The sequence below is a fragment of the Phenylobacterium sp. GW821-FHT12F10 genome (genome assembly GCF_058806695.1).
Map to the genome: position 1 here is coordinate 658,719 of NZ_JBXAPY010000002.1, position 18,945 is coordinate 677,663.

At 69.2% G+C, this 18,945-nt stretch carries 27 protein-coding genes; 16 read left to right on the top strand and 11 right to left on the bottom strand.

Going from position 1 to position 18,945, the window contains the following annotated elements; all coding sequences use genetic code 11:
• The first annotated feature begins 4 nt into the window (after positions 1 to 4).
• From AC1RN5_RS15595 to AC1RN5_RS15620, 6 genes are all read left to right on the top strand, one after another.
• Positions 5 to 382: a VOC family protein gene (locus AC1RN5_RS15595; protein ID WP_493042066.1), complete on the top strand. Its 378-nt coding sequence runs from the start codon at positions 5 to 7 to the stop codon at positions 380 to 382.
• Between the two features lie 31 nt (positions 383 to 413).
• The gene (locus AC1RN5_RS15600; RefSeq protein WP_493042147.1) at positions 414 to 1,385 is read left to right on the top strand and encodes an ArsR/SmtB family transcription factor; all 972 of its coding nucleotides are present in this window, start codon (positions 414 to 416) and stop codon (positions 1,383 to 1,385) included.
• Positions 1,382 to 2,302 carry a methylenetetrahydrofolate reductase [NAD(P)H] gene (metF, locus tag AC1RN5_RS15605; protein WP_493042067.1) on the top strand — a complete coding sequence of 307 codons (921 nt, stop codon included), beginning with the start codon at positions 1,382 to 1,384 and terminating at the stop codon, positions 2,300 to 2,302. Before AC1RN5_RS15600 ends, metF begins: the two co-directional genes overlap by 4 nt.
• Positions 2,299 to 3,363 (top strand): homocysteine S-methyltransferase family protein, encoded by a 1,065-nt coding sequence (locus AC1RN5_RS15610; RefSeq protein WP_493042068.1) that lies wholly within the window; start codon positions 2,299 to 2,301, stop codon positions 3,361 to 3,363. The genes metF and AC1RN5_RS15610 overlap by 4 nt, the downstream gene beginning before the upstream one ends.
• Positions 3,363 to 6,008 (top strand): methionine synthase, encoded by a 2,646-nt coding sequence (gene metH / locus AC1RN5_RS15615; RefSeq protein WP_493042069.1) that lies wholly within the window; start codon positions 3,363 to 3,365, stop codon positions 6,006 to 6,008. Before AC1RN5_RS15610 ends, metH begins: the two co-directional genes overlap by 1 nt.
• Before the next feature lie 148 nt (positions 6,009 to 6,156).
• On the top strand, positions 6,157 to 6,846 hold the full coding sequence (locus tag AC1RN5_RS15620) for a M24 family metallopeptidase (RefSeq protein WP_493042070.1): 690 nt from the start codon (positions 6,157 to 6,159) through the stop codon (positions 6,844 to 6,846).
• Between the two features lie 56 nt (positions 6,847 to 6,902).
• On the opposite strand, the gene AC1RN5_RS15625 is transcribed toward AC1RN5_RS15620, so the two are convergent.
• Complete coding sequence (locus AC1RN5_RS15625) at positions 6,903 to 7,406, bottom strand: RES family NAD+ phosphorylase (protein WP_493042071.1); 504 nt, start codon at positions 7,404 to 7,406, stop codon at positions 6,903 to 6,905.
• Positions 7,403 to 8,188, bottom strand: coding sequence for an Xre family toxin-antitoxin system antitoxin (locus tag AC1RN5_RS15630; protein ID WP_493042072.1), 786 nt, complete (start codon positions 8,186 to 8,188; stop codon positions 7,403 to 7,405). The genes AC1RN5_RS15625 and AC1RN5_RS15630 overlap by 4 nt, the downstream gene beginning before the upstream one ends.
• Positions 8,189 to 8,385: 197 nt before the next feature.
• Between AC1RN5_RS15630 and AC1RN5_RS15635 the strand changes: the two genes are divergently transcribed.
• The gene (locus tag AC1RN5_RS15635; protein WP_493042073.1) at positions 8,386 to 9,162 is read left to right on the top strand and encodes a terminase small subunit-like protein; all 777 of its coding nucleotides are present in this window, start codon (positions 8,386 to 8,388) and stop codon (positions 9,160 to 9,162) included.
• A gap of 7 nt (positions 9,163 to 9,169) precedes the next feature.
• On the opposite strand, the gene AC1RN5_RS15640 is transcribed toward AC1RN5_RS15635, so the two are convergent.
• Both AC1RN5_RS15640 and AC1RN5_RS15645 read right to left on the bottom strand, forming a co-directional pair.
• Positions 9,170 to 9,484, bottom strand: coding sequence for a hypothetical protein (locus AC1RN5_RS15640; protein ID WP_493042074.1), 315 nt, complete (start codon positions 9,482 to 9,484; stop codon positions 9,170 to 9,172).
• Between the two features lie 26 nt (positions 9,485 to 9,510).
• A complete protein-coding gene (locus AC1RN5_RS15645) occupies positions 9,511 to 10,164 on the bottom strand; it encodes a lysoplasmalogenase family protein (protein ID WP_493042075.1) in 654 nt (217 codons plus the stop codon).
• Positions 10,165 to 10,310: 146 nt separating this feature from the next.
• Between AC1RN5_RS15645 and AC1RN5_RS15650 the strand changes: the two genes are divergently transcribed.
• Both AC1RN5_RS15650 and AC1RN5_RS15655 read left to right on the top strand, forming a co-directional pair.
• Positions 10,311 to 10,418, top strand: a complete 108-nt coding sequence (locus AC1RN5_RS15650) for a hypothetical protein (RefSeq protein ID WP_421935036.1) — start codon at positions 10,311 to 10,313, stop codon at positions 10,416 to 10,418.
• 5 nt (positions 10,419 to 10,423) lie between these two features.
• A complete protein-coding gene (locus AC1RN5_RS15655) occupies positions 10,424 to 10,672 on the top strand; it encodes a hypothetical protein (RefSeq protein WP_304698915.1) in 249 nt (82 codons plus the stop codon).
• Positions 10,673 to 10,702: 30 nt separating this feature from the next.
• Here the strand turns inward: AC1RN5_RS15655 and AC1RN5_RS15660 are convergent, their stop codons facing one another.
• From AC1RN5_RS15660 to AC1RN5_RS15680, 5 genes are all read right to left on the bottom strand, one after another.
• Positions 10,703 to 10,948 (bottom strand): hypothetical protein, encoded by a 246-nt coding sequence (locus AC1RN5_RS15660; RefSeq protein WP_493042076.1) that lies wholly within the window; start codon positions 10,946 to 10,948, stop codon positions 10,703 to 10,705.
• A 57-nt stretch (positions 10,949 to 11,005) separates the two neighbouring features.
• Positions 11,006 to 12,073, bottom strand: a complete 1,068-nt coding sequence (locus AC1RN5_RS15665; protein WP_493042077.1) for a beta-N-acetylglucosaminidase domain-containing protein — start codon at positions 12,071 to 12,073, stop codon at positions 11,006 to 11,008.
• Positions 12,074 to 12,129: 56 nt separating this feature from the next.
• Positions 12,130 to 13,017 (bottom strand): LysR substrate-binding domain-containing protein, encoded by an 888-nt coding sequence (locus AC1RN5_RS15670; protein ID WP_493042078.1) that lies wholly within the window; start codon positions 13,015 to 13,017, stop codon positions 12,130 to 12,132.
• A 286-nt stretch (positions 13,018 to 13,303) separates the two neighbouring features.
• Positions 13,304 to 13,768 carry a hypothetical protein gene (locus tag AC1RN5_RS15675; protein WP_493042079.1) on the bottom strand — a complete coding sequence of 155 codons (465 nt, stop codon included), beginning with the start codon at positions 13,766 to 13,768 and terminating at the stop codon, positions 13,304 to 13,306.
• Positions 13,769 to 13,776: 8 nt separating this feature from the next.
• Positions 13,777 to 14,178, bottom strand: a complete 402-nt coding sequence (locus tag AC1RN5_RS15680; RefSeq protein ID WP_493042080.1) for a YMGG-like glycine zipper-containing protein — start codon at positions 14,176 to 14,178, stop codon at positions 13,777 to 13,779.
• Between the two features lie 122 nt (positions 14,179 to 14,300).
• On the opposite strand from AC1RN5_RS15680, the gene AC1RN5_RS15685 reads away from it, so the two are divergent.
• The 7 genes from AC1RN5_RS15685 to AC1RN5_RS15715 all read left to right on the top strand — a co-directional run bounded on the left by AC1RN5_RS15685 (position 14,301) and on the right by AC1RN5_RS15715 (position 18,267).
• Positions 14,301 to 14,699, top strand: a complete 399-nt coding sequence (locus AC1RN5_RS15685) for a hypothetical protein (protein ID WP_493042081.1) — start codon at positions 14,301 to 14,303, stop codon at positions 14,697 to 14,699.
• A gap of 127 nt (positions 14,700 to 14,826) precedes the next feature.
• On the top strand, positions 14,827 to 16,326 hold the full coding sequence (locus tag AC1RN5_RS15690) for a sensor histidine kinase (protein ID WP_493042082.1): 1,500 nt from the start codon (positions 14,827 to 14,829) through the stop codon (positions 16,324 to 16,326).
• A gap of 91 nt (positions 16,327 to 16,417) precedes the next feature.
• Entirely contained in the window at positions 16,418 to 16,741 is a 324-nt protein-coding gene (locus AC1RN5_RS15695) for an ArsR/SmtB family transcription factor (protein ID WP_493042083.1), read from the top strand.
• Complete coding sequence (locus AC1RN5_RS15700; protein ID WP_493042084.1) at positions 16,738 to 17,148, top strand: SRPBCC family protein; 411 nt, start codon at positions 16,738 to 16,740, stop codon at positions 17,146 to 17,148. The genes AC1RN5_RS15695 and AC1RN5_RS15700 overlap by 4 nt, the downstream gene beginning before the upstream one ends.
• Before the next feature lie 33 nt (positions 17,149 to 17,181).
• Positions 17,182 to 17,394: a hypothetical protein gene (locus AC1RN5_RS15705; protein ID WP_493042085.1), complete on the top strand. Its 213-nt coding sequence runs from the start codon at positions 17,182 to 17,184 to the stop codon at positions 17,392 to 17,394.
• Between the two features lie 8 nt (positions 17,395 to 17,402).
• Positions 17,403 to 17,813: a DUF1801 domain-containing protein gene (locus tag AC1RN5_RS15710; RefSeq protein ID WP_493042086.1), complete on the top strand. Its 411-nt coding sequence runs from the start codon at positions 17,403 to 17,405 to the stop codon at positions 17,811 to 17,813.
• A 25-nt stretch (positions 17,814 to 17,838) separates the two neighbouring features.
• Positions 17,839 to 18,267 (top strand): DUF1801 domain-containing protein, encoded by a 429-nt coding sequence (locus AC1RN5_RS15715; protein ID WP_493042087.1) that lies wholly within the window; start codon positions 17,839 to 17,841, stop codon positions 18,265 to 18,267.
• A gap of 32 nt (positions 18,268 to 18,299) precedes the next feature.
• Here the strand turns inward: AC1RN5_RS15715 and AC1RN5_RS15720 are convergent, their stop codons facing one another.
• The gene (locus AC1RN5_RS15720; protein ID WP_493042088.1) at positions 18,300 to 18,437 is read right to left on the bottom strand and encodes a hypothetical protein; all 138 of its coding nucleotides are present in this window, start codon (positions 18,435 to 18,437) and stop codon (positions 18,300 to 18,302) included.
• A 102-nt stretch (positions 18,438 to 18,539) separates the two neighbouring features.
• Complete coding sequence (locus tag AC1RN5_RS15725) at positions 18,540 to 18,929, bottom strand: response regulator (RefSeq protein ID WP_421935050.1); 390 nt, start codon at positions 18,927 to 18,929, stop codon at positions 18,540 to 18,542.
• Between the last annotated feature and the right edge of the window lie 16 nt (positions 18,930 to 18,945).

Consider the following 18,945-nt stretch of genomic DNA (forward strand, 5'->3'; position numbering starts at 1 on the left):
GACCATGGCCAAAGTGCTTGGAATCGGTGGTGTTTTCTTCAAGACCTCAGACCCGGCGGCCCTGGCCGCCTGGTACGACCGCGTCCTGGGGTTCGGCGGCGGCGACTGGTCCGGCGCGATGTGGCCGCACGGGGATCGGGGATACACCCTCTGGTCGCCGTTCAAGGCCGACACCACATATTTCGAGCCCTCGGCCTCGCCGTTCATGATCAATTTCATTGTCGATGATCTTGATGGGGTGCTGGCCCGGGCGGCCGCCGAGGGCGTCCAACCCACCGGCCGCGATGACTCCGACGAGAACGGGCGCTTCGCCTGGCTGATGGATCCGGCGGGCTTGAAGATCGAACTCTGGGAGCCCAAGGAGACCCCTCCCGAGGCTTGACATAAAGACATAAAGATATCTTTATGTGCCCATGAGTCTCTCGGCGATCCAGGCTGTGGAAGTGCTGCGCGCGGCGGGCGAACCGACGCGCCTGCGTATCCTCGCCCTGCTGTCCCACGAGGAACTGGCGGTGCTGGAACTCTGCAAGGTTCTGGACCAGAGCCAGCCGCGTGTCTCCCGCCATCTGAAATTGCTGGCCGAGGCCGGCCTGGTGGAGCGGTTCCCTGACGGGGCCTGGGTCTTCTACCGGCTGGTGGCCGGTGGCCTGGCCCGGCGGCTTGCCGACGAGACCCTGGCCAGCGTCGACCCCGCCGACCCGATCCTGCTGCGCGACGCCGAGCGGCTGCAGGCGGTGCGCGCCGAGCGTTCGGCCGAGGCCGGGGAGTACTTCGCCCGCAACGCCGCCCGCTGGGACGAGATCCGCTCGCTCTATGTCTCCGAGACCGCCGTCGAGGCCGCGGTGCTGAAGGTGGCCGGTCCCGGACCCTTCAAGCGGCTTGTGGACCTGGGCAGCGGCACGGGCCGCATGCTGACCCTGCTGGGCCCCCACGCCGAGGCGGCCGTGGGGCTCGATCTCTCCCAGCAGATGCTGAACATCGCCCGCCGGCACGTGGCCGACGCCGGGCTGGAGCGCTGCGAGCTACGCCACGGCGACATCTTCGGCACCCGCCTGCCCGGCCAGAGCGCCGACCTGGTGGTGGTCCACCAGGTGCTGCACTATCTGGGGGACCCCGCCGCGGCGGTGCGCGAGGCCGCGCGCCTGGTGGCCGAGGGCGGCCGGCTGATCATCGTCGACTTCGCGCCCCACACGCTCGAGTTCCTGCGCGAGCAGCATCAGCACCGCCGCCTGGGCTTCGCCGAGGCCGAGATGGAGCGCTGGCTGAACGAGGCGGGCCTGAGCAAGGTCCGCGCCTCCGCCCTGCCGCCCGTCCGGGGCGAGGGGCTCACCGTCAAGATCTGGACCGCCGAGCGCGTCCGCCAAGCCGAGAGGACCGCCGCATGAGCCCGCTAGAGACCGCGCTGGGTCCCATCGCCCGCGCCGGGGCGGGCCTGGCCAAGCGGCCCTCCGTCTCCTTCGAGTTCTCGCCGCCCAAGACGCCGGAGGCCGAGGAGAGCCTGTGGGAGGCGATCCGCCGGCTGGAGCCCCTGAATCCGTCCTTCGTCTCGGTGACCTATGGCGCCGGCGGCTCGACCCGGGACCGCACCCACCGCACCGTGGTGCGGATCCTCAACGAGACCGGCCTGAAGCCCGCCGCCCACCTGACCTGCGTGGAGGCCAGCCGCGAGGAGGTGGATGAGGTGGTGCAGGGCTACTGGGACGCCGGCATCCGCCACATCGTGGCCATCCGCGGCGACCCGCCCGGCAAGATCGGCGGGGTCTATGTCCCCCGCGCCGACGGCTACGCCAACGCCACCGAACTGACCGCCGGCATCCGCAGGATCGGTGACTTCGAGGTCAGCGTCAGCGTCTATCCGCAGGGCTATCCCGGCAACACGATCGACCACGACATCGACGTCCTGAAGGCCAAGATCGACGCCGGGGCGACCCGGGCCATCTCGCAGTTCTTCTACGACATCGACGGCTATCTGCGGTTCATGGACAAGGTCCGCGCGGCCGGCGTGACCATCCCGATCTCGCCCGGGATCATGCCGGTGAGCAGCTTCAAGGGCCTGAAGAAGATGGCCGGGCCGGTGGGGATCACGCTTCCCGACTGGCTGGGCAACCTGTTCGAAGGGCTGGATGACGACCCGGAGACGCGCAAGCTGATCTCGGCCTCGGTGGCCGCGGAGATGTGCGCGCGGCTGACCGAGGAGGGCTACTCGGACTTCCAGTTCTACACCCTGAACCGTCCGGACCTCGTCTACGCGATCTGTCGCGTGCTGGGGATCCGGGAAGAGCCGAAGGAGATCGCCGCATGAGCGCGCGCTCGGAACGTATTGAGAAACTGAAGCAAATCTCGCGCGAGCGGGTGCTGATCCTGGACGGCTCCTGGGGGGTGATGTTCCAGAAGCGCGGGCTTGACGAGGCCGACTACCGCGGCGAGCGGTTCAAGGACCACCCGGGCCAGCTGAAGGGCAACAACGACATCCTGTGCCTGACCCGGCCCGACATCGTCGGCGACCTGCACGACCAGTACTACGCCGCCGGCGCCGACATCAGCGAGACCAACACCTTCTCGGCCACCACCATCGCCCAGGCCGACTATCACCTGGAGAGCGCGGTCCGGGACATCAATTTCGAGGGCGCCCGCATCGCCCGGGCCCGGGCCGATGCCTGGACCGCCAGGGAGCCGCACAAGCCCCGCTTCGTGGCGGGCTCCGTGGGGCCGCTGAACAAGATGCTGTCGATGTCCTCGGACGTGAACGATCCGGGCGCGCGGCTGGTGACCTTCGACGAGGTCTATCAGGCCTATCGCGAGCAGATGATCGCCCTGCACGAGGGCGGGGTGGACCTGTTCCTCATCGAGACCATCACCGACACGCTCAACTGCAAGGCCGCCATCAAGGTGATCCTGGACATGGAGGACGAGGGCTACGAGCCCCTGCCGATCTGGATCTCCGGGACCATCACCGACCGCTCGGGGCGGACCCTGTCGGGCCAGACGGTGGAGGCCTTCTGGAACTCGGTGAAGCACGCCAAGCCCTTCGCCATCGGGCTGAACTGCGCCCTGGGCGCCGACCTGATGCGGCCGCACATCGCCGAGCTGTCGCGGGTGGCCGACACCCTGGTGAGCGCCTATCCCAACGCCGGCCTGCCCAACGCCTTCGGGGAGTACGACGAGGAGGCCCACCAGACGGCGCACGAGCTGCACGAGTGGGCGGCGCGCGGCCTGGTGAACATCATCGGCGGCTGCTGCGGCACCACCCCCGATCACATTCGCCACGTGGCCGACGCCGTGAAGGGTGTTAAGCCGCGAGCCATTCCCGAACGCCCGAAGGCCATGCGCCTGGCGGGCCTGGAGCCTTTTGAACTCGCCTGATGCGCCCTGTATTTATCAATGTCGGCGAGCGGACCAATGTCACCGGCTCGGCCAAGTTCCGTAAGCTCGTCGCCGAGGGGGACTACCCCGCCGCGCTCAGCGTCGCCCGTCAGCAGGTGGACGCTGGCGCCTCGGTGATCGACGTCAACATGGACGAGGGGCTGCTGGACAGCGTCGCGGCCATGAAGACCTTCCTCAACCTGATCGCCGCCGAGCCGGACATCGCCCGGGTGCCGATCATGATCGACAGCTCCAAGTGGGAGGTGATCGAGGCCGGTCTGAAGTGCGTCCAGGGCAAGGGGATCGTGAACTCGATCTCCATGAAGGAGGGCGAGGACAAGTTCCGCGAACAGGCCAAGGCCTGCCTGCGCTATGGCGCGGCCGTGGTGGTGATGGCCTTCGACGAGCAGGGCCAGGCCGACACCTGCGCCCGCAAGGTGGAGATCTGCACCCGGGCCTATCGCATCCTCGTCGACGAGGTGGGCTTCCCCGCCGAGGACATCATCTTCGACCCCAACATCTTCGCCGTGGCCACGGGGATCGACGAGCACAACAACTACGCCGTCGACTTCATCGAGGCGACGCGGATCATCAAGCAGACCCTGCCGCTGGCCCGGGTGTCGGGCGGGGTGTCCAACGTCTCGTTCAGCTTCCGCGGCAACGAGCCGGTGCGCCGCGCCATCCACGGGGTGTTCCTCTATCACGCCATCGCCGCGGGCATGGACATGGGCATCGTCAACGCCGGCGACCTGCCGGTCTATGACGACATCCCCGAGGAGCTGCGCGAGGCCGTGGAGGACGTGATCCTCAACCGGCCGCAGCGGACCAACATCTCCAACACCGAGCGGCTGGTGGAGCTGGCGCCGAAGTACAAGGGCGGCAAGTCCGAGGCCAAGGGGCCCGACCTCGCCTGGCGCGAACTGCCGGTGGCCAAGCGCCTGGCCCACGCCCTGGTCCACGGCCTGACCGACTATATCGAGGCCGACACCGAGGAGGTCCGCCAGTCGGTGGAGCGCCCGCTGCACGTCATCGAAGGTCCGCTGATGGACGGGATGAACGTGGTGGGCGACCTGTTCGGCTCGGGGAAGATGTTCCTGCCGCAGGTGGTGAAGTCGGCCCGGGTGATGAAGCAGGCCGTGGCCTATCTGATGCCCTTCATGGAGGCCGAGAAGGAGGGCAAGCCCCGCGAGAACGCCGGCAAGATCCTGATGGCCACCGTCAAGGGCGACGTCCACGACATCGGCAAGAACATCGTCGGCGTGGTCCTGCAGTGCAACAATTACGAGGTCATCGACCTGGGCGTCATGGTCCCGGCCGACCGCATCCTGGACGAGGCCATCGCCCAGAATGTGGACATCGTGGGCCTCTCGGGCCTGATCACGCCCAGCCTGGACGAGATGGTCTATGTCGCCTCCGAGATGGAGCGGCGCGGGTTCACGATTCCCCTGCTGATCGGCGGGGCCACCACCTCAAAGACCCACACGGCGGTGAAGATCGAGCCCGGCTACCAGGGCGGCTCCACCACCTATGTGCTGGACGCCAGCCGCGCCGTCGGCGTGGTCTCGGGCCTGCTGTCGAAGGACGAGCGCGACCGCATCCAGGCCGAGACCCGGGCCGACTACGCCAAGGTCCGCGAGCAGTTCGCCCGCGGCAACACCAACCGCGCCCGCGCCACCCTGGCCGACGCCCGGGCCAACCGCTTCAAGGTGAGCGAATGGCAGGCCACGCCCCCCAGCTTCTTAGGCACGCGCACCTTCACCGCCTATGACCTGGGGGACCTGGCCCAATATATCGACTGGACGCCGTTCTTCGCGTCCTGGGAACTGGTGGGCCACTATCCGCAGATCCTGGAGGACGACGTGGTGGGCAAGGCCGCCACCGACCTCTTCAAGGACGCCCAGGCGATGCTGAAGACCCTGGTGGCCGAGAAATGGTTCGAGGCCCGCGGGGTGGTGGGCTTCTGGCCGGCCAATTCCGACGGCGACGACATCGTGGTCTGGACCGACGAGAGCCGCACGACCGAGCTCACCCGCCTGCACAGCCTGCGCCAGCAGATGTCCAAGGGGGAGGGCGGCCGGGCCAATGTGGCGCTCGCCGACTTCGTGGCCCCCATCGGCCAGCCCGACTGGATCGGCGGCTTCGCCGTCACCGCCGGCCATGGCGAGCCCGAGATCGCCAAGGCCTTCAAGGACAAGGGCGACGACTATTCGGCCATCCTGGCCGCGGCCCTGGCCGACCGCCTGGCGGAGGCCTTCGCGGAAGCCATGCACCGCAAGGTGCGCACCGAGCTGTGGGGCTACGCCCCCGACGAACCCTTCGATATCGAGGCCCTGATCGGCGAGAAGTACCGCGGCATCCGCCCGGCCGCGGGCTATCCGGCCCAGCCCGACCACACCGAGAAGGCCGAGCTGTTCCGCATCCTGGACGCGCCCGCCCAGACCGGCATGGCGCTCACCGAGAGCTTCGCCATGACCCCGCCGGCCTCGGTGTCGGGGCTCTATTTCGCCCATCCCGAGGCCCACTATTTCGGCGTGGGGCGGATCGAGAAGGACCAGGTGGAGGACTATGCCCGCCGCAAGGGATGGGACCTGAAGACCGCCGAACGCTGGCTGGCGCCGATCCTGAACTACGAGCGGGGGAAGTAGGGGGCGCCACCCCGGTGTCATCCCGCATGGAGCGCCGCAGGCGCGGAAGTGCGGGATCCAGACGCGCGGGGCCTTCAGGAGAAATCGGTGTCTATGGGTCCCGGTCTTCCGCTGCGCGGAAACCGGGATGACACCTTAGGAGCGTGTCATGACCTTCGACGAACCCGCCCGGCTGGCCAGCCTGCAGGCCGCCCAGGCCCGCGCCGAGGCCCTGTTCGCGGCCATCGAGGCCCAGGGCCTGGTGCGCGCCGGCCTGCTGGAGAGCGAGCTCTCCGACGAGATCCATGCGCTCGCCGCCCAGCAGTTCGGGGTCGAGGCGCACTGGCACCGCAAGATCGTGCGCACCGGCGCCAACACCGTGGCCACCTTCCACGACCCGACCCCGGACCTGCGGATCGCGGCCGACGACATCCTGTTCCTCGACTTCGGCCCGGTCTTCGACGACTGGGAGGCCGACTATGGGCGCACCTTCGTCCTGGGGGACGATCCGGTGAAGCAGGCCCTGCGCCGCGACCTCGCCGTGGTGTGGGAGGAGCTGCGGGGCGTCTACGAGGCACACCCCGACATCACCGGCGCGGCGCTCTATGCGCAGGCCCACGAGGCGGCGGCGCGGCGGGGCTGGAAATTCGGCGGCCAGATCGCCGGCCACCTGGTGGGGGAGTTCCCGCACACGGCCTTCCCGGGCGAGCGCGCGGTGTCGCTGGTGGCGCCGGGCAACGACCTGCGGATGCGCGCGCCCGACGCCGACGGGCGGGAACGCTACTGGATCCTCGAGGTCCACCTGGTGGAGCCGCAGGGGCGGTTCGGGGCGTTCAGCGAGGAGCTGCTGAGCCGGTAGGGACGTGGGCGCGTCCGATCTGCCGACGAGCCATAGACCTCGCGCGATCCAAACCTTCAAGTCGCCGGGTGGAGTCTGGTGTCCAAGGCGAAGGGCTCCTGAAGGACCACCTCATAGCCGCCGCTCGCCTTCGTCGCGACGAACACGACGTTCCAGCTATGGACCGATACAGCGCTTGGGATGATCGTAAAGGCGCGCCCGCTCAAGAGGTCGTCTCCGAACCTCTGTTGACCCGCGCTCGGGACGCCGGGGCGCAGCCAATTTGGATTGGGAACGTCGTCGGGAAAAACGACCCCCATGGAGCCGGGGTCCTTGATGCGAAAGGCGGTCAGGATGTGTGGAACCGTGTCCAGAGTCTTGAAGCCCTTGTGCACCGCCACTTCAAGAATTGCGGTCGACGGGTCGAGGGCGCTGTAGACCGCACGAACGCCCTTGCTGTTCCAGCGGCCGCCAAACAGGTATCCGCCTTCGCCACTATCCCAAGTTCCTGAGAAGCGAGCTTCATCAAGCCGCCAAGCGATGACTTCCGAGGCCCCCAGGGGGGAGGGCAGCGGTGTCACGCGTAAACGCCGTACTCAAGACGTCCAAGATGCTCCTCGACCGCCTCAACGCCAGCGGCCGTGGATAGCAGGTCGAGCGGCCTACGCTGGTTCAAGCCCATGGCGGGACGCTGTAGCCACTGCTCGGCCTCTTCCTGCGACCCGAACACAGCCGTCGCCTTGGCAAGAACTTCAGCGAACTTCCAGGTTCGTCCGCTCTGCTCAGTGTTCAGGGGTCGGTGAAGCTCTTCCCGACGCCGTTGAAGCGTGCGCTGGCTCATGCCGACGGCCTTCTCGAACTGATCGGACGAGCGGAGCAGTTGAACGTGATCGACGAGGTGCGTCAACGCTCGCGCGGGCAGGCCAGCCTGTAGCAAGTCGTGCGCGTCGAGGGGGCCCTCCACGTCGCGACGCAGGATCGCCAGACCGCCGAGAAGTTCTGCGACCTTTGTCCAGATCGCGGCGAGCCGGGTGCTCTCCGCGACTCCCCTACCCAATTGTGAGTGTGCTTCCAGGCCGGAAGTTGCGTAGGCGATATTGACCTCAGCGCCCTGATGCCGAGTCGCCATTGTCTCGACCAAGTGTTCGAAGCTGGCAGGCAAGATGGTCGATGCATCGGGGTCTGCTTCATCCAAGATGGCCCGGTTCAGCCATTCACCAATCGATATGCCGGACTGGCGAGCTTGGTCTTCCGCCATCGCGCGAGCCTTGGGATCAATCCCTTTGACGCTCCAAGCGTCCGCTCCAATGGGGGAGTCGCCGATGTTCACCTTGTCGCCGGGGCCGTAGGGCTTGGTCGCCACGTCGTGTCCTATCGCGCGTCAACTGTCTGCTTCAATGTAGACAGCTGTCGCCGGAGTCCGCAAGGCATCCTCGTTCGCCGCCTCTGGCGCTTCGTCGCCGGCTTCTGAGAGAGGGGCTAGTCGTTCCCTCTTTGTTCTTGACGGATCGACCCATCCGTGAGAGGCTGCGAGCCTCCCCAAGTCATCGCCAGGTGTCCATGTCGTCGCAGTCGCCGCCCCTGGGGCGTCCCGATCGCCGCCCGTCGGTCCGCTATACGCCGGCGCTCGGAAAGCTGATCTGCGAGCGGATCGCGGGCGGGCAGAGCGAGGCGTCCCTGGGGCGCGAGCCGGGGATGCCCTCGGTGCAGGCGATCTACAAGTGGCGGGCGCGGGAGCGCGGATTCGCGGCGGCCTATGAGGCGGCGCGCGACCAGGCGCGGCGCGACCGCCGGGCGCGGGATCGGGCGGAGGACGAGGACCGCCGCTGGCGGCGCGCCCTGCGGCCGCGCAAGGACGGGCGCGGCGGGCGGGTCTCGACCTATACCGATGAACTGGGCGGGACGATCCTGCGGCGGGTCGCCGGCGGGGAGACGGTGCTGTCCATCGGCGCCGACCCCGACATGCCCTGCGCGGCCACCATCTATCACTGGATCCGGGCCGACGACGGCTTCCACGACGCCTATCTGAAGGCCAAGGCCGTCGCCGCCGACATCTTCGCCGACGCCATGCTGGAGATCGCGCTGGAGGCCACCGAGACCACGGCGCGGGCCGACGCCCTGCGCATCAAGACCCTGCGCTGGACCGCCTCGATGCTGGCGCCGAAGAAGTACGGGGTCCGGCGGCCCCTGCCGCCGGAGGAGGAAGACCCGGACAAGCCGCCGTGGGTGGTGGTGGTCCAGGAGTTCGGCATGACCGAGGACGAGGCCCTGGCCACCATCGGGCGCGGGCCGCTGGCGAAGGTGGAGCCGGAGACGGATTGGTGGAGTACGCCGTGAGCGTGGGCTAGGCGCTTATCAGCGCAATGGCCTTTACCGCGAGGATGGATGCGAACCCTATCCCGGCGCTGATCCGCGTGTAGTGCGCCGTCAGGCGATAGGTCGGATCGACATCGTACTTGGGATCGAAGGTCACACAGTCCAGCAGTTCGTGCCCCATCCCCGTAGGGTCGAAGATGACCTGTGATACGGACCGCTTCTCCTTCCCGATCTTGCGAAGGCGGTTGTAGCTCATCAGTGTCAGCGAAAAGAGCAGGACGCCGCCGATAAGGCAGGAGGTGAAGGCGATGACCAGCAGCAGGATGTAGAGGAAATGGCCCATGGCGCACGGTTCTTCGGAATCTCAGTCTAGTCCCGCCGCGCCAGGGCCCCCACCACGCCTAGGCAGATGCGCAATTGTCCGGCGAAGTAGAGGGCCCAGACCACCGGGCTGACCCAGGCGAGGCCCGCCAGGGGGCCGGTGCGGGCGAAGATGAAGAGGTCCGAGGCCACGAACATCAGGGCGCCGAGGCCCACGCTCAGGCGGGGGAAGCGGCTGATCCAGGCGGTGGCCGCCATCACCGCCAGGCCGGTGGCGTAGAGGGCGATGCCCGGCGCGCCGGCCCGGTCGCCGGGCAGCAGGTAGGCGGTGATGACGGTGGCGGGCACGATGACGGCGGCCAGCAGGAGCTGGCTGCGGGTCAGGCTCGGGCGGCGGTTGCGCAGGTAGAGGGCGATGGCGACGAGATGGCCGGCCAGGAAGGCGAGGGCGCCGGTCACCAGGCCGTGGGTCTCCAGCAGGACATCGCCCGTGGCGCCGAGCGCCATGACCGCCACGAGCAGCCACCCGTCGAGGCTCTTGGCGCGGACCGCGGCGTACAGGGCCAGGAGGGCCACGCCCGAGCCCTTCCAGGCGATCATGGCCGCGTGGGACGGGCCGACATAGGCCGAGGCCAGGAAGCTGACCCCGCCCAGGATGGCGCAGGCCAGGATGAGTTTCGCAGGCAGGCTTGGCCGGTCCATCTTCGTTTCCCCCCTCAGGTGGCGGCACCTTAGGCGGGTTGACGCTTGGGCGCCCAGAGGGCCGGCAGGAATTCCCCGGGCGGGCGAGGGGGATGTGCTAGAGAGGCGGTGTGTCGTCCCGCTTCGGGGCGCGAAAGGACACCGCCATGGCCAAGGGTCAGAAGAAGAGCAACAAGGAAGTCCGCAAGCCCAAGGCCGAGAAGCCGAAGAGCACCGCCCCGGCCGGCTGGACCCCCAACGTCCTGAAGAAGTAGGGCGCGTGGGACGCGAGACGGTCCACCTGGTCCAGGCCTATATCGCCGGCAAGGGCAAGGGCCTGAAGGCCGAACAGGTGCTGATCTGCAAGTCCGCCGAGGAGGCGCGGCGCAAGGCCGAGCGCCTGTCCGACACCCGGCTGGGGGTGGTGGCCTTCTCCGCCTCGGCCGACGCCGAGCTGGGGGACTATGACGAGACCCCGGTGATCCTGTTCAAGGCCGGCCAGCTGCCGCCGCCCTACGACGAGGCCTGAGCCCCGCCGCGGGCGCGGCGGCCGCCCGGCTCAGCGGCCGACCACCCACAGGTCCAGCGGCTGGTGGGCCTCGTGGCGGATCACGAACCAGTAGCCGAGCCCGAAGGCGATCAGGCCGGCGACCGCGCCGCCGAGGAAGCCGGCCGGGGTGGCGAACCACAGGGTCAGGACCAGGATCGTGGTCCCGAGCAGGACCATCGACCAGCGGACCAGCATGTTGAAGACGTGATAGGTGCGCTCGTGATCGAGCAGGTGGACCTCGGACTCAGACGGCATGGATAGGCCTCCGAAAACGGTTGTATCCCCACAGCCAGGATAACACGTTTTCGCAGATCAGTGTTCCGCGGCCATCATCGCCGGTGTGATGACATAGGCGCCGTCCAGGAATGCGACGATCTCCCGGGCGCCGGGGTGATCGTAGGCGGCGTAGCGGGCGCGCAGGGCGGGGATGGCCTCGCCCAGGCGGTCGAGGCCGGTGTCCTGCAGCAGCACCAGGTGGCCCTGGACCCGGTAGGCCACCGCCTCTCCCAGCACCGCGCGGGCCGCGGCCAGGAAGGCCCGGCCGTACTCGTAGGCCTCGCCCAGGCGGTAGCTGTCGGCCAGGGTCAGGGCCGGGATGCGGGAGAGGACCGGCTGCAGGGCCGGGTTCACCGCGTGGGCGGCGATGTGACCCGCGATGCTCCCGGGGCGGCCGGTGAAGGCGCGCAGGTGCAGGTGGGGCGACATGCGCGGGCCGTCATTGACCGGATAGTTGTCCCACAGGAAGGGCTTGCGCCCCAGCTGGCCGGCGACGCGGGCCAGGTGGCCGGGGGTGAACTCCTTCGCGCAGACCTCCTCGCCGGTCCAGAACACCTCGATGGCGGGATCCAGGGCGGCGCCGAACTCCTGCAGATAGCCGGCCGGGCGGGCCCCGAAGGCGCGGTCCAGCTCCGGGGCGTCGGAATAGTAGGTGGGGCAGGCGATGACGCGGGTGGCGGCCGTGCGCTCGGCGATCCAGTGGATGATGCGCACCTGGGTGGCGGCGAGGTCCGGGAGGTCGCCGCGCATGTCGTCGAACAGCACGCCGAGGTCCTGGATGCCGATCATGTCCAGCATGGCGAGCTTGCGGGCCAGCGCGTCCTGGGCCGCCCCGTCGAAGTCGCGATAGAGCTCGAAGGGGCTCAGGCCCACCCCGAAGCGGACCCCGTGCTCGGCGCAGTGGTCGGACAGGGCCAGCAGCTCGGCGGCCATCTCGGCCGGGTGCTCCTCCTGCCAGCGGCGGCGCAGCCAGGGGTCGGCCTTGGGGGCGTACATGTAGAAGCCGTAGCCGTGGGGGGCGAGGAAGCTGACCTGGTCGCGGCGCTCGGCCCAGCTCCAGGGGGCGCCGTAATAGCCCTCGATGATCCCCAGCTCGACGGTCATGGCGGCCCCTCCCAAGGCGTGTCGGCCGCGAGCCTGCCTGACACGAGGCGCCGCGGCTAGACCCCGGCGGCCTGGTCCAGCAGCCAGTCGCGGAAGGCGGCGATCTTGGCGGCGCGGCGGCGGTCGGCGGGATAGACCAGCCAGTAGCCGCCGCCGAAGCTGATGCGGGCCTCGAAGGGGCAGACCAACCGGCCCTGGGCGATGTCGGCGGAAAACAGGATCGGCGAGCCCAGGGCCACCCCGTGGCCGGCCAGGGCCGAGGCCACCTCCAGGGTCTGGGCGTCGGCGGCCAGGCGGGGCGTGCCCTCGATGGAGGGCGCCTCCACCCCGGCGGCGGCGAACCAGGCGTCCCATTCGCTGGCCAGGCCGATCAGGGGCGCCTTGAGCAGGTCGCGGGGTTCGGTGAGGTTGAGGTCGCGGGCCATCCGCGGCGTGCAGAGCGGCGCGCCGTCGGCGGAGAACAGGTAGTGGCTGGCCAGGCCGGGCCAGTCCCCGCCGCCCGAGCGGATCCCCACATCGACATCCTCGCGGGCCAGGTCGACGATCCGGCCGCTGGCCTCCAGCCGCACGGCGATCTGCGGATGGGCGAGCTGGAAGGCGCCCAGGCGCGGGGCGAGCCAGGCGGTGGCGAGCGACTGCAGGGTGGTGATGGCCAGCACCCCTTCGCCGGTGTCGGTGAGGTCGGCCAGGGCCGCGCGCAGCAGGCCGACCGCCTCAGTGGCCGCCCGGGCCAGGCGCTCGCCGGCCGGGGTCAGGACCACCTCGCGGGGCAGGCGGCGGAACAGGGGCTGGGCGAGGCGCTGCTCCAGGGCCTTCACCTGCCAGGAGACGGCGGCCTGGGTGATGTTCAGCTCGGCGGCGGCGCGGGTGAAGCTCTTCAGGCGCGCGGCGGCCTCGAAGACGCGGATGGCGCTGAGCGGCAGGGTGGCGAGCGGGTCTGACATAAGCTGACCTGATGCATAGAGCAGGAGGACCGCTTTGTCACCGGGGCGCGAAAGCCCGAAAACCGTCTCCTCGCATAAGGAGACTGGTGATGGACGAGTTGGGAAGACGGGACGTGCCGTTCGGCTGGCTGCTGTGGCTTCAGGAAGCCCTGGCGGCGCGCAGGGCCAGGCGCCGCGCGCGGCCGTGGGGCGAGCCGCCGCGGGGGAGCGCCCTGCTGGGAGACCTGCATTGGCTGGCTGGACCGCACTGAGGCGCTCCCTCCCCACGCTGGGGAGGGAGTTTGGATCAGCTCTTCAGGGGCGGCGGCGGGGCGCAGTTCCCGGCGCGGGCCTGCACGACGAAGAACAGGGCGCGCGAGGCCGCGAAGTTGCGATGTTCGGCGATCGCGCTGGTGGGCTCGCCCGTTATCAGGCTGACCGCGTCGGAGGGGCCGGCGGGACCTGAGAGGGACGCCTGGTTCCACTTGGAGAGCGCCGAGGAACAGGCCGCGACGGCGGCGTCGGCCACCACGTCGGCGGTGTCCTTGGCGCCGGCCAGGCTATAGGCCCAGCGGTGCAGGCAGTCCTCCACCGGGACGGCCCCGTCGGCGCTCACCGTCGGGGTGAGGGCCGGGACGCCGGCCGTGGTGGTGGTGGCCGCCGGGGTCGTGGCGAAGGGCGTGCAGATCCCCTTGGCCACCTTGGCGCCGTCGTTGTCGCTACAGGCGGTGAGGGAGAGGGCGGCGATCACCGCCAGGCTCGCCGTCTTCATGGCCGGAGTCATTGGCCGCACACGCGGGTCTGATAGTAGCTGACCTGGCCGCGGTCGTCATAGTAGGGGCGGCTCACCATCCGGCACTGGTCGTAGGAGGCCTGGCGATAGGCGCTGTTGCGCGAGGCCGTGGCGCGATTGCTGACCCGGTTGCGATTGTAGCTGTAGCCGGTGTCGCACTTGGTGCGGGCGAGTTGGTTGCCCACCACCGCGCCGCCGAGGCCGCCGATGACGGCGCCGTTCTTGTGGCTGACCGCGTTGCCGATCAGGGCGCCGCCGATGGCGCCGATCACGGTGCCGGTCACTTTCCGGTCGTGAGCGCGTTGGTCACAGGCGGTGCGCGCGCTGGCCAGGGTGGGTGCGGTGAGCGCAGCGAGCGCCAACCCACAGATCAAAATACGATGTCGCATAGCCAAGCCTCCAGAATCCTAAAGTCCCTCAGCCGACACAACGCCCCGGGTCGCCGATGGATGCGCCGCCATGCTGGCGCCTTGATTGGCCCCAAGAAGCCCGGGCTCACCTGGAGACACCTGTGCGCCGAGTTCTGATCCTGTCCGCCATGGCCGCCCTGGCCGCCTGCAGCCCCAAGGCCAAGACCGGCGCCGAGGACAAGTATGCCGGGCTGGAGGACGAGATCCTGGCCTGGCACAAGCAGATCCAGGCCAGCGACAAGGCCTGCCTGTCCAAGTCCGACGGCACGGGCTGCCAGGGCTTCGAGGTGGGGTGCAAGGGCGAGCGCGACCTAACCGCCACCGATAAGGCCAAGGGCGTCACCGCCAAGCTGGTGGTGGCCATGAGCTGGGAAGGCTGGGACGCGGCGCGCAGCGAATACCGCACCCAGTCCGGCTTCTCGGAGTTCACCAAGGTCGACGGCGGCTGGGTTCGCAGCCCCACCGGCCCGGTGAATCTGAGCACCTGTGTGAGCGCCTAACAGCCGCTGGCGAGGGAACCGCCAGCGGGGCTTGCGCGTACACCGCCAAGGTTCGCGGGGGCGTGTCCCCGTGAAGCATGAAAGCCCGTACGGGCGCAGCAGGGACGGAGTGCGGGTGAGCGAAGCGATGACGAGGGGCGCCTGGAATGAAGACGCCCGGCTTGCGTCCCTTCGAGCCACCGGCATCCTGGACACCGCGGCCGAGACCGCCTTCGACGACATCGTGCGGCTGGCGGCCCTGGTCTGCCAGGCGCCCATGGCGATCATCAGCTTCGTCGGCGGCGACCGCCAGTGGTTCAAGGCCAAGGTCGGGCTGGAGATCAGCGAGACCCCCATCGAGGTCTCCATCTGCCAGCACGTCCTGAGCTGCGAGGACCTAGTGGTGTTCCCCGACCTGACCCAGGACGCGCGCACCTCGGCCAACCCTCTGGTGACCGAGCCCCCGGCCCTGCGCTTCTACGCCGGGGCAAGGGTGGACGCCCCCGACGGGGCGCCGATCGGGTCGGTGGCGGTGCTGGACACCGCGCCGCGGCCGGAGGGCCTGAGCCCGGAACAGTCGGAGACCCTGTTGGCGCTCGCCCGCCAGGTCATGGCCCAGCTCGCCCTGCGGGCCCAGGCCGTGCGGTTGAGGGATGGGGAGAACCGCTTCCGGGCCATCGCCGACTCCATGCCGCAGATGGTCTGGTCGACCCTGCCGGACGGCTATCACGACTATTACAACGCCCGTTGGTACGAGTTCACCGGCACGCCCCCCGGCTCCACGGACGGCGAGGGCTGGGCGGGAATGTTCCATCCCGAGGATCAGGAGCGGGCCCGGGTCCTGTGGAGCCACAGCCTGGCCACCGGCGAGCCCTACGAGATCGAGTACCGTCTGCGCCACCATTCGGGAGCCTATCGCTGGACCCTGGGCCGCGCCCTGCCGATCCGCGACGAGGCCGGCCAGATCACCCGCTGGTTCGGCACCTGCACCGACATCGACGACGCCAAGCGCCTGGCCCAGGAACGCGAGCTGGTGAGCCAGGAGCTCAGCCACCGAATCAAGAACATCTTCGCGGTGATCTCGGGCCTGATCTCGCTGTCGGCCCGCAACCATCCGGAATCCAAGGCCTACGCCGCCGCCCTGCGCGACCGGGTGATGGCGCTGGGCCGCGCCCACGACTTCGTCCGCCCGCACTCGAACGCCTCGCGCGCCACGGCGCGGGCGGCCACGGCCTTCGCCCTGCTGGGGGAGCTGTTCGCCCCCTATGACGGAGCGGGCGGCCTGCGCATCAGCCTGACCGGCGACGACATCGCCATCGACGACCGGGCGGCCACGCCCCTGGCCCTGATCTTCCACGAACTGGCCACCAACGCGGCCAAGTACGGCGCCCTGTCCACGCCCGACGGCCATGTGGCCATAACCGCGCAGAGGACCGGCGAGGACTACCACCTGGTGTGGACCGAGAGCGGCGGCCCCGCCATCGCCGGCCCGCCGCCGATCGAGGGTTTCGGCTCGACCCTGTCGAAGGTCTCGGTGGAGGGGCAGCTCGGCGGAACCCTGAGCCGCGAATGGCGCCCCGAGGGCCTGGTGGTGCGGATGAGCGCGCCGGCGACGGCCTATACGCGGCCGAGCCGGGTCAGCCAGTAGGGCGGCGAGCGACCGCCGCATTCCAAGGATTTGACTCACGCATATCCGGCTGGTTATACGTTGATCAATAGCCCGAAGGTTATCGATCCAGATGCCGACCCCCCAAGACGTGCTCTTCAGGACCCTGGCCGACCCGACCCGGCGGGCCCTCTTCGAACGGCTGTGCCGCGAGGGCGAGCAGACGGTGGGGGCGCTCACCGCCCGGGCCGGGGTCTCGCAGCCCGCGGTCTCCAAGCACCTGGCGGTCCTCAAGCAGGCGGGGCTGGTGCGTGATCGGCCCGAGGGGCGTCAGACCCATTACAGCGCGCAACTGGGCGCCCTGACCCCGTTGATCGACTGGACCAACCAGATGGCCGGGTTCTGGGAAAACCGGTTCGATCAACTCGAAGATCTCCTCAGAAGGATGGACCAATGAGCACCGCAGCCGCCGAAACCCTCTCCGTGACCGTCGAGCGGGAGATCGCCTTTCCGCCGGAGAAGGTCTGGCGCGCCCTGACCCAGCCCCACCTGATCGCCGAGTGGCTGATGAAGAACGACTTCAGGCCGGTGGTCGGCCACAGCTTCAGCCTCAGCGCCGAGTGGGGCGCGGTGGATTGCCGGGTCGAGACGGTGGAGGCCAACCGGGCGCTGTCGTACACCTGGGACGGGCTTGGCCTGGAAAGCGTGGTCACCTGGACCCTCACCCCGACGAGCACCGGGACCCGGCTGCGCATGGAGCAGTTGGGCTTCCGGCCCGATCAGCAGATGGCCTACCGGGGCGCCACGGCCGGCTGGCCGCGGTTCTTCGACAAGCTGGAACAGGTCCTGGCGCGACCGGACTAGACCCGCTTCCACACGTCTGCAGAGGAGGTTTCCTTGAGCATCTGGGTTCGTCAGATCCACCGCTGGGTGTGCGTCGCCTTCACGGCGGGCGTCATCCTCAACATCGTCGTCATCTTCGGCCTGGGACAGGAGAAGCCCTCCCTGTGGGTGGGCCTCTCGGCGCTGGCGCCGCTGGTCTTGCTGCTGCTCACCGGCCTGTACATGTTCGTGTCGCCCTATGCCGCCAAGTGGCGCGGCGGGCGATAGGCGAACCTATGTCCAAGGGACCGGTCCTGCTGGCGGGCGGCAATCCGCAGATCGCGAAGGGCGATGGCGACGCCCCCGTGCAGGCCTATATCGCGGCCCTGCCGGGCTGGAAGAGCGACCTTGGCCGCCGCCTCGACGCCCTTGTGGTGGGCGCCGTCCCGGGCGTGCGCAAGGCGGTCAAATGGAACTCGCCGCTGTACGGGGTCGAGGGCCAGGGCTGGTTCCTGGGCCTGCACAGCTTCACCCGCTACCTGAAGGTGGCCTTCTTCCGGGGCGCGTCGCTGAGCCCGGTTCCCCCCCGCGCGTCCAAGGGCAAGGAGTCGCGCTATCTCAACATCGGCGAGGCCGACGCGCTCGACGAGGCGCAGTTCGTGGACTGGGTGAGACAGGCCAGCCGATTGCCCGGCGACAGACTGTGAAACCGACGATGAGGAAGCGACAGCGATGATCAAGGCCGACAGCGGCGCGCCGGAGGACAGCGGCGCCTCCCCCTCCGAGTTGATCGACGCCAGGATCAAGGCCCTGAACGACTGGCGGGGCGAGACGCTCGCCCGGGTCCGGCGCCTGATCCGGCAGGCCGATCCGGAGGTGGTGGAGGAATGGAAGTGGCGGGGGGTTCCGGTGTGGTCGCACGACGGAATCCTCTGCACCGGCGAGACCTACAAGGCGGTCGTCAAGCTGACCTTCGCCCAGGGCGCGGCCCTGGAGGACCCGGCGGGACTGTTCAATTCCAGCCTGGAGGGGAACACCCGGCGGGCGATCGATATCAAAGAGGGCGAGGCGATCGACGAGGCGGCCTTGACGGCGCTGATCCGGGCCGCCGTGGCGCTGAACACGACGCGGGCGGCCGCTCGCAAGCGCAAGCGCGCCTGAGCCGGCCGCGCGAGCCGGGCGGCGAAGGGTGTCTAGGCCGGGTCCGCGGGGTCAGCGGGACCGAACTGGCCGTCTTCCCGCGTCAGACCGCGCCAGCAGTCGGCGATATACTGGAAGCGCTGCTTCATGTCCGGGGCCTGACAGAGGTCGGCGCGGGCCTGCAGTTCCACGGCCTTATCAAGGCATTCCCGGGCTGTTCTCATTCTGGGAGCCTAGGCCATGTCCGCGGCGAACGGCTCAACTATCGCCGCGGCCTTTCGACTCGGCGGCGGTCAGGCGAAGAGGCGCAGTTCGCCGGGCGGGGAGAGCATGGGGCTGCGGCGGGCGGCGTAGTCCACCACGGCGGCCACGGCGTGGCGCGAGGCGGGCTTGGGCAGGACGCCGATCGTTCCGGCGACCCCATCCTCCAGCAGGCCGGGATTGGCGGTGAGGAAGATCACCGCCGCGCCATGACGTTGGGCCAGGGCGCGTCCGATCTCGACGCCGGTCTCGCCATCACGGAGATTGAGGTCCACGAGGGCCACGTCGACGCCTTCGCCGGCCAGGGCCTCGAAGCTGCGGCGGTCCGGGGCGATCCCGACGACGGTATGGCCCAGTTCGCTGAGAGTTTCCTCCAGCTCCATGGCGACCAGAATCTCGTCTTCGACAATCAACACCCGCACTGGGAAGGCTCCGGAC